Raw genomic sequence first — 13179 nt, 5'->3', positions numbered from 1 at the left:
CGCCGAACTCACCGGCCAGATCCGCCAGGTCCACGAGGACTCCGGCGGGATCTACGGCTCACCCCGCGTGCACGCCACCCTCAAGCGCGAGGGCGCCGCGGTGCCGCGCTGGATCTGGTGGAAGCGGACCGTATGGCTGTCGGTCGCGGTGTACAGCGCCACCGGCAACGAGACGAGCCCGAAAGAGACGACCCCTGTCCAAACAGGGTTAGCCATCGTGGATCACCACCTCGACCTGCGGTGTCGTACTTCTGGGCCCTTTCCCCGCTCCGGGCCTGATCACCCCTGTCGGGCCGGCCGGGGCTGCGTCGGCACCTCCAGCAGGACCGGCCCGCCGGACACCGCCGAGTCGGCCTGTCCTCGGCGTCGGCCTGCCAGGGACGGGCGCGGGGATCCGCGGGCCGCAAATGATCGTGCGCCCGGCAACCAGCGGTCCGAGGCCGGCACGGGCCTCGCGGGTCAGCGGCCGAGGGCGTAGCGGGTGAGGCAGGAGCGGGCGGTTTCTTCGCTGGTGCCGAGTGCCTGGCCGATGGTGTCCCAGGAGGGGCCGTCGGGGGCGTCGAGGTTGAATGCTGCTTCACTGGCGGTCTGCCGGGTGAGGCGTTCCAGGGCGGCGACGGCGCGGAGGGCGGCCAGGGGGTTCTCGGTGGCGAGGGTGGTGAGGTGTTTCTCGGCCTGGTCGAGGAGTGCGAGCAGCTCCGTAGGTACGGGGACCGCGCGGTCCTGTACGTCGGTGATGTGGGTGTTCCAGTCGTGTTCGGGGCCGGTGGTGTCGGTGAGGTAGGGGCGTCGTCGGTCGACCGTTTCCCAGGCGAGGGGGTAGTGGTTGGTGCCGCGCCAGCCGCAGGAGCAGGCGCCGCGCAGGTGGGTGGCGAGCGGGGCGCCGAGGGTGCCGTCGTAGATCCACCAGTCGGTGCTCTGGTGCATCGTCGGCCCGCTCCCGGTGTCGAAGTAGACCGGGCCCGGTTCGGTGCCGTCGGCCAGGAGGGCGCCGGGGCGGCCCTCGTGCTCGGCACCGAACTCCTCGGACTCCCACATGACGTTCCCCTCTCCTCCATCGTCCCGGTGTGGCCCGCCCGAAGCGCCGCGTCCCGGGCCGAAGTACTTACGCGGTGACCCTGCCCGACCTGCGCAGGCTCCGGCAGGCGATTACTCGAACCGGTGAATCCCCCTGCTTGATCAGGGACGTGTGTCGACGTTCTGATGTGCAGCCCGTTCCTGTGCTCACGCAGGTTCTTCCGGTTCAGGCTCCGAGCGTGACGTCGGCCGCCGCAACGGCCTCGGGCTGGGTGGTCGACTTCAGTTCCATCCGCCGCTTCACCAGGTCCCCGCCGGTGAACGAACCCCAGTACGGGTGGGTGTTGACGGCCTCGGACAGGGCCAGGCACTCCTGGCGGAGCCGGTCGACGGTCGCCTTCTCCTCGTCCGTCCAGCCGGGCGACGGCGGCCGGCCGCCCGTGACCTCACCGGTGTGGGAGTGCTCCTTTCCCGGCCAGCCGTCGTGCGGCTCCACCGACCAGGGCAGGGCGCGCCCGAGCGCGGCGAGCTCCGCGGTGGCCTCGTGCAGGCGGACCTGCGCGGCACGAAGATCGTCGGGGAAAGGTGTCTCAGCCATACCCGAATGATATGCGTGTTCGATTCTTGATCCGGGGAGGCGCCACTACGAACGAGCCCGCCGCCACCTTCGCGGCCCGCCTATCGCGGTACAGCGGCCTCGCCGCGGCCCTGCCCGGTGTGCGGGCCGTGCGGTCTACCGTGGGGCTGTGTCCGTATCGTCCGATCAGCCCGCCGAAGCCGCCCCGCTCCCGGTACGGGTCCTGCTGCCCAACGGCGAGGAGATCACGGGCAGTCTCTGGGCGCGGCGGCAGCTTGAGGACGGCTGGGTGTATCTGGTGTCGGTGCCGGTCTACCGGAATGTCGAGGGCGGTGTCGAGCCGGCGGAGTACCGGATGTGGCTCGACCCCCGGGATCATGTGCGGCCGGTGGAGGGTGTGGAGTACGGGCAGGTGCCGACTGAGCGGCTGGTGTGGCCGTCGGTGGTGGACGAGCTGCTCGACAACCGGCGGCCGTCGGGCTGGGTGCTGCAGAAACTCGGCGGCCGCCGCGGGCCCGGCCAGGCGGTGGTGCATGCGGTCGACTGCGAGGAGGCCCCGCCCGGGGCGCCCGTGCTGTCCCTGGACCGGGCGCTGAACACTGCGGAACGGCCGGGAGTCAGGCTGTGCACCTGGTGCGGCGCGGCGGCCGAACTCGACCCGGTACTCCAGGGCTTCGGCCACGAGGACTACTGAACTTGTTCCAGCTGTCGATCTGGCCGACATCGCGAGTTCAATCTCAGTAGCAAGATGGGTCCCCGACAGCCTTCGCGACGACATCTCCGGCCTGGAGACCACGACCGAGGAAGTCGACGGCCGGGTCGACGATCTCGATGACCGCATCGACACCGCGGAGCGGACGGTGAAGAGGCTCACCCAGCACGTGAGGCTGCTGGAAGGCCAGATCATGGCTGTCGGGAACGTCCCTCCCGCGGACCTGGACACCTTCACCAAGGACCAGCGCGCCCTGGCCGCCACGATGGAGGCCGGGTGGGACGCCGCCGACGTCCTCCTCACCAGCACCCTCCGCGCCCACCACCAGAACCGGGTGCAACGCTTCCACGACGCCCAGGCCCGGCACCGGGCGACCCGGGAGGAAGCCGTCGCCCTGGTCGGCACGCTGCTCGGCACCCCCTACAACACCCAGCCCCATGCCAAGGCCGCCACCAAGCTACGCTCCGTCATCGCGCGCGAGGCGACCGAGCACCAGGGCCTTGCCCGGCAGGCTTCCGAGGCCCGCACGTCCACCGCGGCCCTCGCCGCGGACCGGGCGGCCACCGCCGACAAACAGCCGGCCATCGCCGCCGGCCAGCGCGCGGAGCAATGGCTGACCCTGGCGCTACGCAGCACTCTGGCCGACGCCGTCAGCAACCGCCTGCTCCTGCCCGCGTGGTTTGCCACCGTCCTCGGACCGGCCCCACCAGCACGAGACACCGAACGCTGGCTCGAGTGCGCGACCCGCGTCCTGCTCTACCGCCTCACCTACCACGTCGACGACCAGGTCCTCGCCCTCGGTCCCTGCCCCGATCCCGAAGACGAACACCAACATCAGTGGTGGGAGGAACTGACCACCGAGCTCCGCTCCTGGTAACCGCACTTCCAGCAGACGCCTGCGCCGGGCCGGACGTACCCTGCGAGCCCATGACAACTACCTCGATGCGATGCGACCGTATGAGCCAACCCCTGCACGGCCGACAGGGAGATCCTGGATGGGGTGTGGCAGCTGGCTGACATGCCGAGATCGACGTGTGGCTCTGTCGGTGACGAAGAGTAGCGTTTCTCGGGCAGTTCGGGAGGCGCTGCCCGCGTCGAACGTGGATGGCTTCGGACAGCAGCTCGGTGCCGACGGGCAGGACGCCGTGTGCCGCTCGGCCGGGGCCCGGGATAAAAACGCTGGCTACGGGCGCAGGTGGCAGCCGTCGTCCCGCCGTTGCCGAGTGCCAGCGGGTGCCTCCTGTTCTCGTCGACATCGAGATCCGGGCGCTGTGAGTGCCTCCCGAGGTCGTTGTCCATGGACCCGCTTTCAAGACCACGCCCGAACAGGCCTCACCCACCACGACGAAGACGGCGACCTCGCCCTGCGTCGCGCGCTCGTGCTGGTCCGCGGGCGCCGCCCAGCTTGGATGCACGGCGAACGCGGACGGCGCCTCCTCGTCCCAAGGGGGCCGGGATGTGGTGGCGTCGTAGTGGGCGAGGGCGGCGCGGAAGACGGGTAGTTCCTCACCGGACATCTCGTAGGCCGAACGGCGCGTCGGGGCGTGGCGGGGGTCGAGTTTCGGGCCGGTGTTCAAGCCTCGGCGGGCCGGCCGGTGCGTGACGCGAACAGACCTGTTAGGAGTCTGACTGACTGTGTGATGTGGGTTGCTTTTGAGCTTGTGAGCCTCGGATCTCGTATGACATCGGCTGCGTGACAGCATTCGTCGGCGCGATTCCTGTTGCGATGGGCGACAGATTCGGTCAAATGATCGCGTCGGCATCCGTTCGGGGGTGACTGTGCGGTTATGCGGCAGCGTGCCGGCTTGTGGCGTGATGATCGTCTGCGGCGCGGGATGGTTCGGCTGATGAACCGGTGGAGCCGCATCGCGCTGCCGACTCATGTTCGTCCCTGAATCCGGGAAACCACAGGCGTAGTCAACACGCACAGATGCACCTGCTCGTCCAGGTGGCGACTGCCGGGGACGTGGCAGTCTCAGCGCCGCAGGGTGCCTGTCGTAGGAGCGGCGCCTGTTTGCGTGGATTTGCCGACCGGACGTACCTGCCGAGCCTGGTGGATGGGCCCGGTCGGCCGGGCGTGGGCCGGGGCCGCATGGTGCCGCTGTCCCCTTCGGGGCCGGGGCACTCTCACCACCGCAGAGGAGCACGGATGCACCTGATTCCCTCAGAGCAGGAGAAGCTGCTGCTGAGCGTGGCCGGGATGCTGGCCAGCTATCGCAAGGAACGCGGCATCAAGCTCAACTACCCCGAGGCGGTGGCCTACATCAGTTGTTGGGTCATCGAGGAAGCACGGGCGGGCAACTACACCGTCGACCAGATGATGAGCGATGCCGACGTTCCCCTGGAGCAGCGGAAGGGTGACACCCAGGGCCGGGGCGAGAGCGTCCTGACAACCGACGACGTCATGGAGGGCGTGCCCGAGATGCTCGACATCCTCCAGGTCGAGGCGACCTTCCCCGACGGGCGCAAGCTCGTCACCCTCTACGACCCGATCCGCGCGCCGAAGGCCGCCCCGCTGCCCGCTCCCATCCGCTGAGGTCGAGTTCCATGCCCTACTTCCAGCCGCTGGCCCCGAAGCCTCCGCTGACCACGCCGGTCACGTGTCCGGGTACGTGCCCCTGCTACTCGGCCCATCACTGTCAGGAGCCGGAACCCGTACCGCCCTCGTCCCTGGACCCGGGCCGGTCCCATGACTTCTCCCGGTACAAGGTGGGAGGGGTGTGGGTCAGGGATCCGGCCGCGGTGCATGTGCTCAACGCGCAGAGCGACAAGGCCGTTGTCTACGTGGTCAACATCGGTGACCGCGACATCCAGATCGGCTCGCACTTCCATCTGGCCGACGTCAACGAGGACCTGCTGTTCTTCACCGACCTGGACACCGCCACCGAGGCCGAGGCCCTTCTGACCGACCCTCAGCGCCTGCGGTCCGAGCAGATCTCCGCAGCACGCGAGCTGGCGTACGACCGGTCGAAGACGCCGGGGCAGGCCCCATGGGGACACCGTCTCGACATCGCTCCCGGGGACTCCATGCGGTTCAGCCCCGAGAACGCGCCCAGCGAGGCGATCGAGGTCGTGCCCATCGGTGGGAGGCGGCATGTGCCGGGCCTGCGCAAGGACAAGCTGGCTGACGACGTCGCTCTCGACTGACAGGGCCCTCGTACACCCAGCTGGAGGAATGCAATGGCGAACATCACCCGCGAACAGTACGCGAAGTCCTACGGCCCGACCGTGGGCGACCAGGTCCGCCTGGGCGACACCAACCTCTGGATCGAGGTCACCGAAGACCTGACGTTCGGTGGGGACGAGGCGATCTTCGGCGGCGGCAAGACCATCCGCGAGTCGATGCTGCAAGGGACGACCACCAGTGCGCAGGACGCCCCCGACACCGTGATCACCAACGTGATCATTCTGGACGCCGCCCCCGCTCTGGAACGGGGAAACGGCAACTCCATCGTGCGTGCCGACGTCGGGATCAAGGGCGGAAAGATCGTCGCGGTCGGCAAGGCCGGCAACAGCGACGTCATGGACAGGGTCACCCCGGGCCTGGAGATCGGCCCTTCCACAGACGTGATCTCCGGCGAGGGCAAGATCCTCACCGCAGGCGCCGTCGACACCCACGTGCACTACATCTCCCCCTCGGCCGTCATGGAAGCGCTGTCCACCGGGACCACCACGCTGATCGGCGGCGGCGTGGGACCTTCCGAGGGATCCAAGGCGACCACCGTGACGCCCGGCCCGCAGCACCTGGTGAACCTGCACCGCAGCTTCGACGACCTGCCGGTCAACGTGATGCTGCTGGGCAAGGGCAACACCGTCAGCAAGGACGGCCTGGACGAACAGGCACTCGCAGGCGCCGGCGGTTACAAGATCCACGAAGACTGGGGAGCCACTCCGGCAGCGCTGGACACCGCACTGAAGGCCGGGGAGGAATGGGGGCTGCAAGTCACCCTGCACGCCGACTCCCTCAACGAGGCAGGCTTCGTCGAGACCACCCTCGACGCCATCGACGGGCGCGGAGTCCACGTCTTCCACGCCGAGGGCGCCGGCGGTGGGCACGCCCCCGACATCCTGAAGGTGGCTGCCGAGCGGAACGTCCTGCCCGCCTCCACGAACCCGACGCTCCCGTACACCGCGAACACGGTGGCCGAGCACATCGACATGCTGGCCTCCGCCCACCACCTCGATCTCAGGAACAAGAACGACCAGGCGTTCGCCGACTCCCGGATCCGTTCCACGACCATGTTCGCCGAGGACGTGCTGCACGACATGGGTGCGATGTCCATCACCTCCTCCGACGCCCAGGCCATGGGCCGTATCGGCGAGGTCGTGACCCGCACCTGGCAGGTCGCCCACGTCATGAAGGAGTGGAGCCACACGACCTTCAAGGACGCGAACTTCTTCTACGGTTCCGGTCAGGGGCAGGGCGACAACGCCCGTGCGCTGCGCTACGTGGCGAAGTACACCATCAACCCCGCCGTCGCCCACGGCATCGACGATTACGTCGGTTCCGTGAAGGAGGGCAAACTCGCAGACCTCGTGCTGTGGGACCCGCGGTTCTTCGCCGTACGGCCCGAGATGGTCATCAAGGCCGGTGCCATGGTGATCGGCAACCTGGGGGACCCCAACGGTTCGGTGTCGACCCCGCAGCCGACCTTCCTGCGGCCCGCGATGGCTGCCGCGATCGCCTGCCGGCTGTCCTACTCGTTCGTCTCCGAGAAGGTGCTCAACCCGCCCTCCGGCACCGACCCGTACAGCACGGTGAGAGGCAAGGGTGTGTTCAAGGACTCGTTGAAGGACACTCTCGGCCTGCGGCGTGAGCTGAAGGGCGCAAAGCCCGTCAAGGACGTCGAGAAGGCGGACATGGTCTTCAACGACGGGCTGTTCGGCATCGACATCGACCCGGCCACGTTCAAGATCGCGGTGGAAATCCCGGGAGTCGACCCGTCGGAAGGACACAGCCTCACCAGGCACAAGAGCCGAAACGGTTTCTGGTACCTCGACCAGCCGAAACCGCCGAAGAGCCTGCCGCTCACCCAGCGATACCTGCTGTTCTGAGGCCCCGGTGAGCACCTCTCCGCTCCTGCTCGCCCTGCTGGGCGATGCCCGGCTCCCGTCCGGGGGGCATACACAGTCCGCCGGTCTGGAGCCGGCGTTGCGGGCTGGTATCGCACCCGCCGAGGTGCCCGCGTACCTGCGCTCGCGTCTTCGCACCGTCACCCTGGTGGAGGCGGGCACCGCCGTCGTCGCGCGTGCGGTCGCGGCGAACGCCGGTGACCTCGTGGAGGTTGAGGCCGCCTGGGCCGCCCGGACCCCCAGTCCGGCGCTGCGGGCGAATGGGCGGCGGCTGGGCCGCGGGTACCTACGGGTCCTGCAAGGGCTCTGGCCCGGCCCTGTCGATGCCCGCGCACGCACTTGGTCGCGTCCCGTCGTTCTCGGCCTGCTCGCGCACCGCGCCGGAATGGACCCGGCCGACGTGGCCCGTCTCGTCGGGTACGACGACGCCCAGACGGTGACCGCGGCCCTGCTCAAGCTCGAACCGCAGGACCCGCTGACCATCGCGGCGTGGGTGAGTGAACTCCTCCCGGACATCGAAAAGATGGCCGACGAGGTCGCCCTTCTGCGCCTCCCGGAACAGATTCCCGCCCACGGCGCTCCCCTGATCGAGCGCTGGGCCGAGACCCACGACACCACCACAGAGAGGCTCTTCAGTGCCTGAGAACGCCACCGCCCCCGCCCGTGCCATGCGCCTGGGCGTAGCCGGCCCCGTCGGCACCGGGAAGAGTTCGCTCATCGCGACGTTGTGCCGGGCGCTGTCCGGCGAACTGCGCCTGGGCGTCATCACGAACGACATCTACACCGACGAGGACGCGCGCTTTCTCAGGAGCGCCGGAGTGCTGGACCCCGAACGAATCCGCCCAGTGGAGACGGGCGCATGCCCCCACACCGCCATCCGTGACGACGTGACGGCCAATCTGCTGGCGGCCGAGGACCTGGAGGCCGACTTCGGGCCACTGGATCTTGTCATCATCGAGTCCGGCGGCGACAACCTCACCGCCACCTTCTCACCCGCTCTGGTGGACGCCCAGGTGTTCATCCTGGACGTCGCCGGCGGCGGTGACGTCGTCCGCAAGGGCGGTCCCGGCATCGCCCGCGCCGACCTGCTCGTGATCAACAAGACCGACCTGGGCGTGCACGTGGGCGTGGACGTCGAGCGCATGACGCGCGAAGGGCGCAACGTACGGCAGGGTGCTCCGGTGGTCGCGCTGTCCCGGCACGACGAGGCGTCCATTCGGATGCTGACCGGCTGGGTTCGCGACACCCTCGCGCACTACCGCGCCGGCAAGCACACCCCGGTCGACCCGGGCCCCATGGCCCCGCACTTCCACGCCGGCCAGGACTGCGAGGAACCCCATCTGCACACCCACGCGCACGGCCAGGATCCGGCGCATGCAGGGCAGAGCGCGTGACCGGACCGACCCGCCTGAGCGTCGTCCGCGCGGGGAGTCGCAGCCGCGTCCACCGCACGACCGGGCATCTGACGGCGCGGATCATGGAGCAGGACGCCTACGGCGCCCGGGTGGGCCTGCTCGCCACCCAGGCGCTGCTCCTGTCCGGCGACGATGTCCGTATCGAGGTGGATGTCGCTCCCGGTGCCTGGCTCGACGTCGTGGAGACGACCGGCACGGTCGCGTACGAGGGCGACGCACCGGCATCGTGGGCGATTGACGCCACCGTGGGCGACGAGGCGGTCCTTACCTGGGCGGGCAAGCCCTTCGTGGTCTCGGACGGGATCGCCACCCACCGCGACACCCGGATCCGCCTGCATGGCACCGGCAGGATCCTGATGCAGGAGAAGATCGTCCTGGGACGTGCCGGACAGACCGGCGGGGATCTCACCACGTTCCTGAACGCGACGGACGACACCGGGCCGGTGCAGGTGGAGCACCTCGACCTGACCAGGCAGACCCGTAGCATGCTGGGCGTCCTCGGGAACCTTCGCTCCATGGACACCGTCACCGCCCTGGGATGGTCGCCCGAACCGCCCGGCGAGCCGGAAGCCGGCACCACCGGGCCTGGCGAGACGTACTTCCGTCTGGACCGGGCCGGGGCCTTACTGCGCTGGATCGGAATCGGCCGGTTCCGTGACCGGCTGTGCGACCCCGCCTTCGCAGCCTGGCGCGAGGAGGCCATACACGGCCACCGGTCCCGGGGCCACCTTGCTGCACGACGCCCGAGCCACGCCGAAACAGCCGGGCGAAGGGCTGTGCCGACGCCGGCCGGCTTCCCATCGCCGTCACCAGCAGCACCAGCAGGCCCGTAGGCCTGCCCTCGGCCGACAGCGGGAACCAGGAGTGGATCGCAGGTTCGTGCTGATCGGCACCGCGTGCAGGTGATCACTCCTGCCTGTCCGGATCACGCAGCAGCCGTAGGCCGCCGAGCATCTCGGGAAACGGGCCACGATGAGCAGGCCGATTGCTCCTGGAGGCGCTGTCACGTTGGCTGGCTGAGTGGGATGATCTTCAGGTTGATCATGCTGGAGAGGGTTGTCCGTGGGGGACGTGTCGCCGTCGTACAAGGGGCACCGGTACCCGGTGGAGATCATCGCGCACTGTGTGTGGCTGTACTTCCGTTTCCCGCTGTCGTTCCGTGAGGTGGAGGAGCTGATGCTGCAGCGCGGCGTGATCGTCTCCTACGAGACGGTCCGCCGCTGGTGCGCCAAGTTTGGGCAGGCCTACGCCCCGCGCCCCGACCCCTCCACGCCCTGACGCGCCTCGATCGATCAACACCTCACCAACGTGACAACACCCCTCGGAGACGTCGGCGCGGCGCGGTACGCGCAGCACCCACCTCTGGTCAGTCGTGTCGGAAGCCATGACGACGCGGTAGTCCAGGCCCGCCTCGTTCACGGTGGCGTCCCGCGCGGACAGGCGCGGGCCGTGGGTGGCGGCCAGGGCGATGACGTCATCAATCATGCTCATGGGACCACGCTCTCACCTGCGCCTACGTCACTTCCAGAGGTCGACCGTGACCTGCCCATCAGTGTCCGGGGCGTGCCTGCCCGCGCTGAAGCTGTTCACCCAGCGCGTTGAGGACCACCGCAACGAACAGCGGTGCCGCCAACAGCAACTGGACCAGCCCGCCGACCAGGCCGCGCCCTCCAGCCAGCCACCGGCGGCCTGACCCCCGTCTCACCCCCGCCGTCGGCCTCCTCTCCGCCCGGACCGTACGGGTACCGGCGGTGTGACGGTCGGTCCCCGCGTCCCGAGCCCCCACGGGAGGAACAGGGCCAGCGCGGCCAGGACCTGACTCAGGCTGGGAAGGATGTGCTGTAACTGATCATTTGAGTGTGTGTGTCATCCTCCGCTTGCGACGGTACCGCCTGGACCGCAGCCGCTGGGCAAGAACGAGACCATTCGGCAGCTTGCGGTCGGTGGCGGCCAGCTCGGTTGGGTCGGGTTGCGAGCCCTCCAGGGCTGATGACGACCGCGGTGGCCCGGGAGATCCTCGGCGAGCAGGGACGTTGCGAGCCCTCCAGGGCTGATGACGACCCGCGGCCCGGTCGGCGTCCGACGCCGCGATGTCCAGTTGCGAGCCCTCCAGGATGACGACCACGATCAGCAAGGACCGGCCCCGGATCACGGTCTTCGTGTGTCCACGGACACGGCCGCGTGGCTCTGTCGCGACTTCCGTGATCCCACCCTGTTGATCTTCAGCGGGCGAGGAGTACGCGTTTCCTGAGGAGGTCGTGCTTCGCGCGGCCGAACATCTGCCGTTTCAGCATCTTGATGCGGTTGACGTGGCCTTCGACGGCGCCGGAGTTCCAGCGCAGGGTGAGGCCGGCCATGACCGCGTCCCAGTCCTTGCGGAGTCCGGAGGCGAACCCTCGCAGCTCAGGGTGCTGGCTCTGTTCGGCGTCGTGGGTCCACTGCTTGAGTTTGTCCTGGCCCTGGCGGTGGACGAGGATCTCGGCGAAGCGTGCGACGAGCTGGCAGGCGGTGTCCAAGTCGCCGCTGCGGTCGCGGAGTTCCTTGAGGACGACGCGGTCGGCTTCGGACCGGTTGTCGGGGTGGGTGAGGATCAGCTTGGTCACCTCGCGGACCTTCGGAATGGGCGGGTGGGTGGTGGGTTTGGTGTTCTCCTGAAGCCGTAGGAGGAAGCGGCGGACGGTCCGTTCGCTGACGGTCAGTCCGCGGTCGGCGAGTTCGCGGTGGAGGCGGCTGGTGCTGGTGCAGCCCTCGGCCCAGCGGGCGGTGAGGTAGGCGGCATGGCCGTCGAGGCTGCTCTGCCGGCCGGTGGGACTGGCACCGATCAGCTCGTCGGCGGTGGCCGCGCGCATGTTCTTGCGGACGGTCTTCGGGTCGAGACGGAGCTCGGCGACGATGCCGCCGATGCCCATCCCCCTGTCCATCAGCGCGTGGACTGCGGCGTGACGTTCGCGGATACGCTGGGCCCGCAGTCCCTCGGGCTTCTCTGGCACGGTGACTTCAGGTTTCTCCTGCGGGGGCGGGACCCATTGGGGCCGGAGCCGGGCGACGAGCCGCTCGGCGGCTTCGCCCAGGTTCTGCCACAAATGAAAGCGATCAGCGACCTGGACCGCATCGGCGGCGCCCCGGTCAGCCCCTTCGGCGTAGTAGCGGGCCCGGTCACGGCAGATGACCTCGATGCCTGGGTGGCAGGTGAGCCAGTTGGCGAGCGCGTCGGCGGAACGCTCGGGCAGCAGGCCCACCGGCCTGCGCTTTTCCATGTCGATCAGAACAGTGCCGTAGTGATGACCGCGCTTGAGTGCGAAGTCGTCGACGCCCAGGACCCGTACCGGGCCGACCTCCGGGTCGGGTAAGTCGCGGATGAGCCGCAACATCGCGTCCTTGCCGACGCCGATCGCCTGGAGCTCGGTGAGGCGGGCTCCGGCCCGGCCTCCGAGAGCCAGGGCGATGACCTCCCGGATGGTGCGCAACAGTGTGGTGCACCGACCGTGCCGGAAGGTCAGTCCCGGGATCTGCTCGGCGAACGTCTTCTTCGAGCAGTCCGAGCTGCCGCAGAAGAACCGGCGAACCCGCAGGTGAAGGACGGTCTGCTGGTTCGATATCGCAGTGTCGGACATCTTCCGTTCGTAGCCGCTGTGCACCCGCTCCGACACTGTGCCGCAGCCGGGACAGACTGCCGACGACTCCCGTCCTCGCGCCTGGATCCGGACGGTACGGCCCGTCGCCCGGATCAACTCGACATGCAAGAGGGCGAAGTGCGGGAAGAGGACGGCGAACAGATCATCAACAGACACCTGGAATGATCACGGGCCGCCCAGATCGACATCTCAGGTTTCACGAAAATCGCGACAGAGCCCTTGCGTGTCCGCTCTCACGGTGAACCTGATGGAGCCACAGCAACCCCATACCCCGATACAGGCAGACCAGTGACCTGCCCTCAACCGCCCGAACGACTACACCCGCCACAAGCGGGCACCTACCAGTACGACGGATGCCCGCACGAGATGAGCATCAACGCCCGGCAGATTCACCAGGAACGGCTGGCCGAACTGGCCACCGACGCAGGCGCCTTCTTCAAGCGAGTGAAACTGTGTACGGCGCACCTGCGGTCGCTGGAGTAGTCGCAGGCACCGCAGGCACACCAATCCAGCACCTGCTCGCGGACAGGTCCTCAAGAACTAACCCCTGCACCTGGTCAACGACGTCGTCGACGACCGGAACGGTGGCGGACTGCACGGCCGGAGCTTCGACGCAGGCCTGCGCCACGGCGGCCTGCCGGGCCCGAACCTGGTCCCACTCAGAGGGCGATGACCGCCCACCGCTCCCGCACCGCCGCGCCGACAGCCGGGAGCTCCCATGCTCGTTCGGTGACCAGCGCGCCGACCGCG

General features: G+C 68.8%; 13 protein-coding genes and 1 pseudogene. 10 read left to right on the top strand and 4 right to left on the bottom strand.

The window, feature by feature from the left end:
* Window positions 1-51 precede the first annotated feature (51 nt).
* From ACFC79_RS30300 to ACFC79_RS30290, 3 genes are all read right to left on the bottom strand, one after another.
* Window positions 52-216: a Ku protein gene (locus tag ACFC79_RS30300; RefSeq protein ID WP_376246611.1), complete on the bottom strand. Its 165-nt coding sequence runs from the start codon at window positions 214-216 to the stop codon at window positions 52-54.
* A gap of 243 nt (window positions 217-459) precedes the next feature.
* Window positions 460-1038: a hypothetical protein gene (locus tag ACFC79_RS30295; protein ID WP_376246608.1), complete on the bottom strand. Its 579-nt coding sequence runs from the start codon at window positions 1036-1038 to the stop codon at window positions 460-462.
* A 205-nt stretch (window positions 1039-1243) separates the two neighbouring features.
* The gene (locus ACFC79_RS30290) at window positions 1244-1615 is read right to left on the bottom strand and encodes a hypothetical protein (protein WP_376246605.1); all 372 of its coding nucleotides are present in this window, start codon (window positions 1613-1615) and stop codon (window positions 1244-1246) included.
* A gap of 148 nt (window positions 1616-1763) precedes the next feature.
* On the opposite strand from ACFC79_RS30290, the gene ACFC79_RS30285 reads away from it, so the two are divergent.
* The 10 genes and pseudogenes from ACFC79_RS30285 (at window position 1764) to ACFC79_RS30240 (ending at window position 10487) form a co-directional block, all read left to right on the top strand.
* On the top strand, window positions 1764-2288 hold the full coding sequence (locus ACFC79_RS30285; RefSeq protein WP_376246602.1) for a DUF6233 domain-containing protein: 525 nt from the start codon (window positions 1764-1766) through the stop codon (window positions 2286-2288).
* 166 nt (window positions 2289-2454) lie between these two features.
* Complete coding sequence (locus tag ACFC79_RS30280; RefSeq protein WP_376246600.1) at window positions 2455-3183, top strand: hypothetical protein; 729 nt, start codon at window positions 2455-2457, stop codon at window positions 3181-3183.
* 1272 nt (window positions 3184-4455) lie between these two features.
* Window positions 4456-4842, top strand: coding sequence for an urease subunit gamma (ureA, locus tag ACFC79_RS30275; RefSeq protein ID WP_275466847.1), 387 nt, complete (start codon window positions 4456-4458; stop codon window positions 4840-4842).
* Between the two features lie 182 nt (window positions 4843-5024).
* Window positions 5025-5453, top strand: a complete 429-nt coding sequence (locus tag ACFC79_RS30270) for an urease subunit beta (RefSeq protein WP_376246596.1) — start codon at window positions 5025-5027, stop codon at window positions 5451-5453.
* 33 nt (window positions 5454-5486) lie between these two features.
* Entirely contained in the window at window positions 5487-7361 is a 1875-nt protein-coding gene (ureC, locus tag ACFC79_RS30265) for an urease subunit alpha (RefSeq protein WP_376246593.1), read from the top strand.
* A gap of 7 nt (window positions 7362-7368) precedes the next feature.
* Window positions 7369-8022 (top strand): urease accessory protein UreF, encoded by a 654-nt coding sequence (locus ACFC79_RS30260; RefSeq protein WP_376246590.1) that lies wholly within the window; start codon window positions 7369-7371, stop codon window positions 8020-8022.
* A gap of 25 nt (window positions 8023-8047) precedes the next feature.
* Window positions 8048-8773, top strand: coding sequence for an urease accessory protein UreG (ureG, locus tag ACFC79_RS30255; RefSeq protein ID WP_376246625.1), 726 nt, complete (start codon window positions 8048-8050; stop codon window positions 8771-8773).
* Complete coding sequence (locus tag ACFC79_RS30250; RefSeq protein WP_376246588.1) at window positions 8770-9627, top strand: urease accessory protein UreD; 858 nt, start codon at window positions 8770-8772, stop codon at window positions 9625-9627. The genes ureG and ACFC79_RS30250 overlap by 4 nt, the downstream gene beginning before the upstream one ends.
* A gap of 238 nt (window positions 9628-9865) precedes the next feature.
* A pseudogene (locus ACFC79_RS30245) lies at window positions 9866-10033 on the top strand (IS6 family transposase); the annotation flags it as partial.
* A gap of 298 nt (window positions 10034-10331) precedes the next feature.
* Window positions 10332-10487, top strand: a complete 156-nt coding sequence (locus ACFC79_RS30240; protein ID WP_376246585.1) for a hypothetical protein — start codon at window positions 10332-10334, stop codon at window positions 10485-10487.
* 529 nt (window positions 10488-11016) lie between these two features.
* Here ACFC79_RS30240 and ACFC79_RS30235 read toward each other — a convergent pair.
* Window positions 11017-12585, bottom strand: a complete 1569-nt coding sequence (locus ACFC79_RS30235; protein WP_376246582.1) for an ISL3 family transposase — start codon at window positions 12583-12585, stop codon at window positions 11017-11019.
* Window positions 12586-13179: the final 594 nt, after the last annotated feature.

This window comes from Streptomyces sp. NPDC056061 (assembly GCF_042266885.1).
Classification (GTDB): domain Bacteria; phylum Actinomycetota; class Actinomycetes; order Streptomycetales; family Streptomycetaceae; genus Streptomyces.
The sequence above is the reverse complement of the archived record's forward strand: the minus strand, read 5'-3'. Positions and strand labels throughout refer to the sequence as shown.

Bases quoted from the DNA above. Each gene is read 5' to 3' on its own strand.
- ureA (WP_275466847.1), top strand. From the start codon at position 4,456: ATGCACCTGATTCCCTCAGAGCAGGAGAAGCTGCTGCTGAGCGTGGCC.
- ACFC79_RS30300 (WP_376246611.1), bottom strand. From the start codon at position 216: ATGGCTAACCCTGTTTGGACAGGGGTCGTCTCTTTCGGGCTCGTCTCG.
- ACFC79_RS30295 (WP_376246608.1), bottom strand. From the start codon at position 1,038: ATGTGGGAGTCCGAGGAGTTCGGTGCCGAGCACGAGGGCCGCCCCGGC.
- ACFC79_RS30290 (WP_376246605.1), bottom strand. From the start codon at position 1,615: ATGGCTGAGACACCTTTCCCCGACGATCTTCGTGCCGCGCAGGTCCGC.
- ureG (WP_376246625.1), top strand. From the start codon at position 8,048: ATGCGCCTGGGCGTAGCCGGCCCCGTCGGCACCGGGAAGAGTTCGCTC.
- ureC (WP_376246593.1), top strand. From the start codon at position 5,487: ATGGCGAACATCACCCGCGAACAGTACGCGAAGTCCTACGGCCCGACC.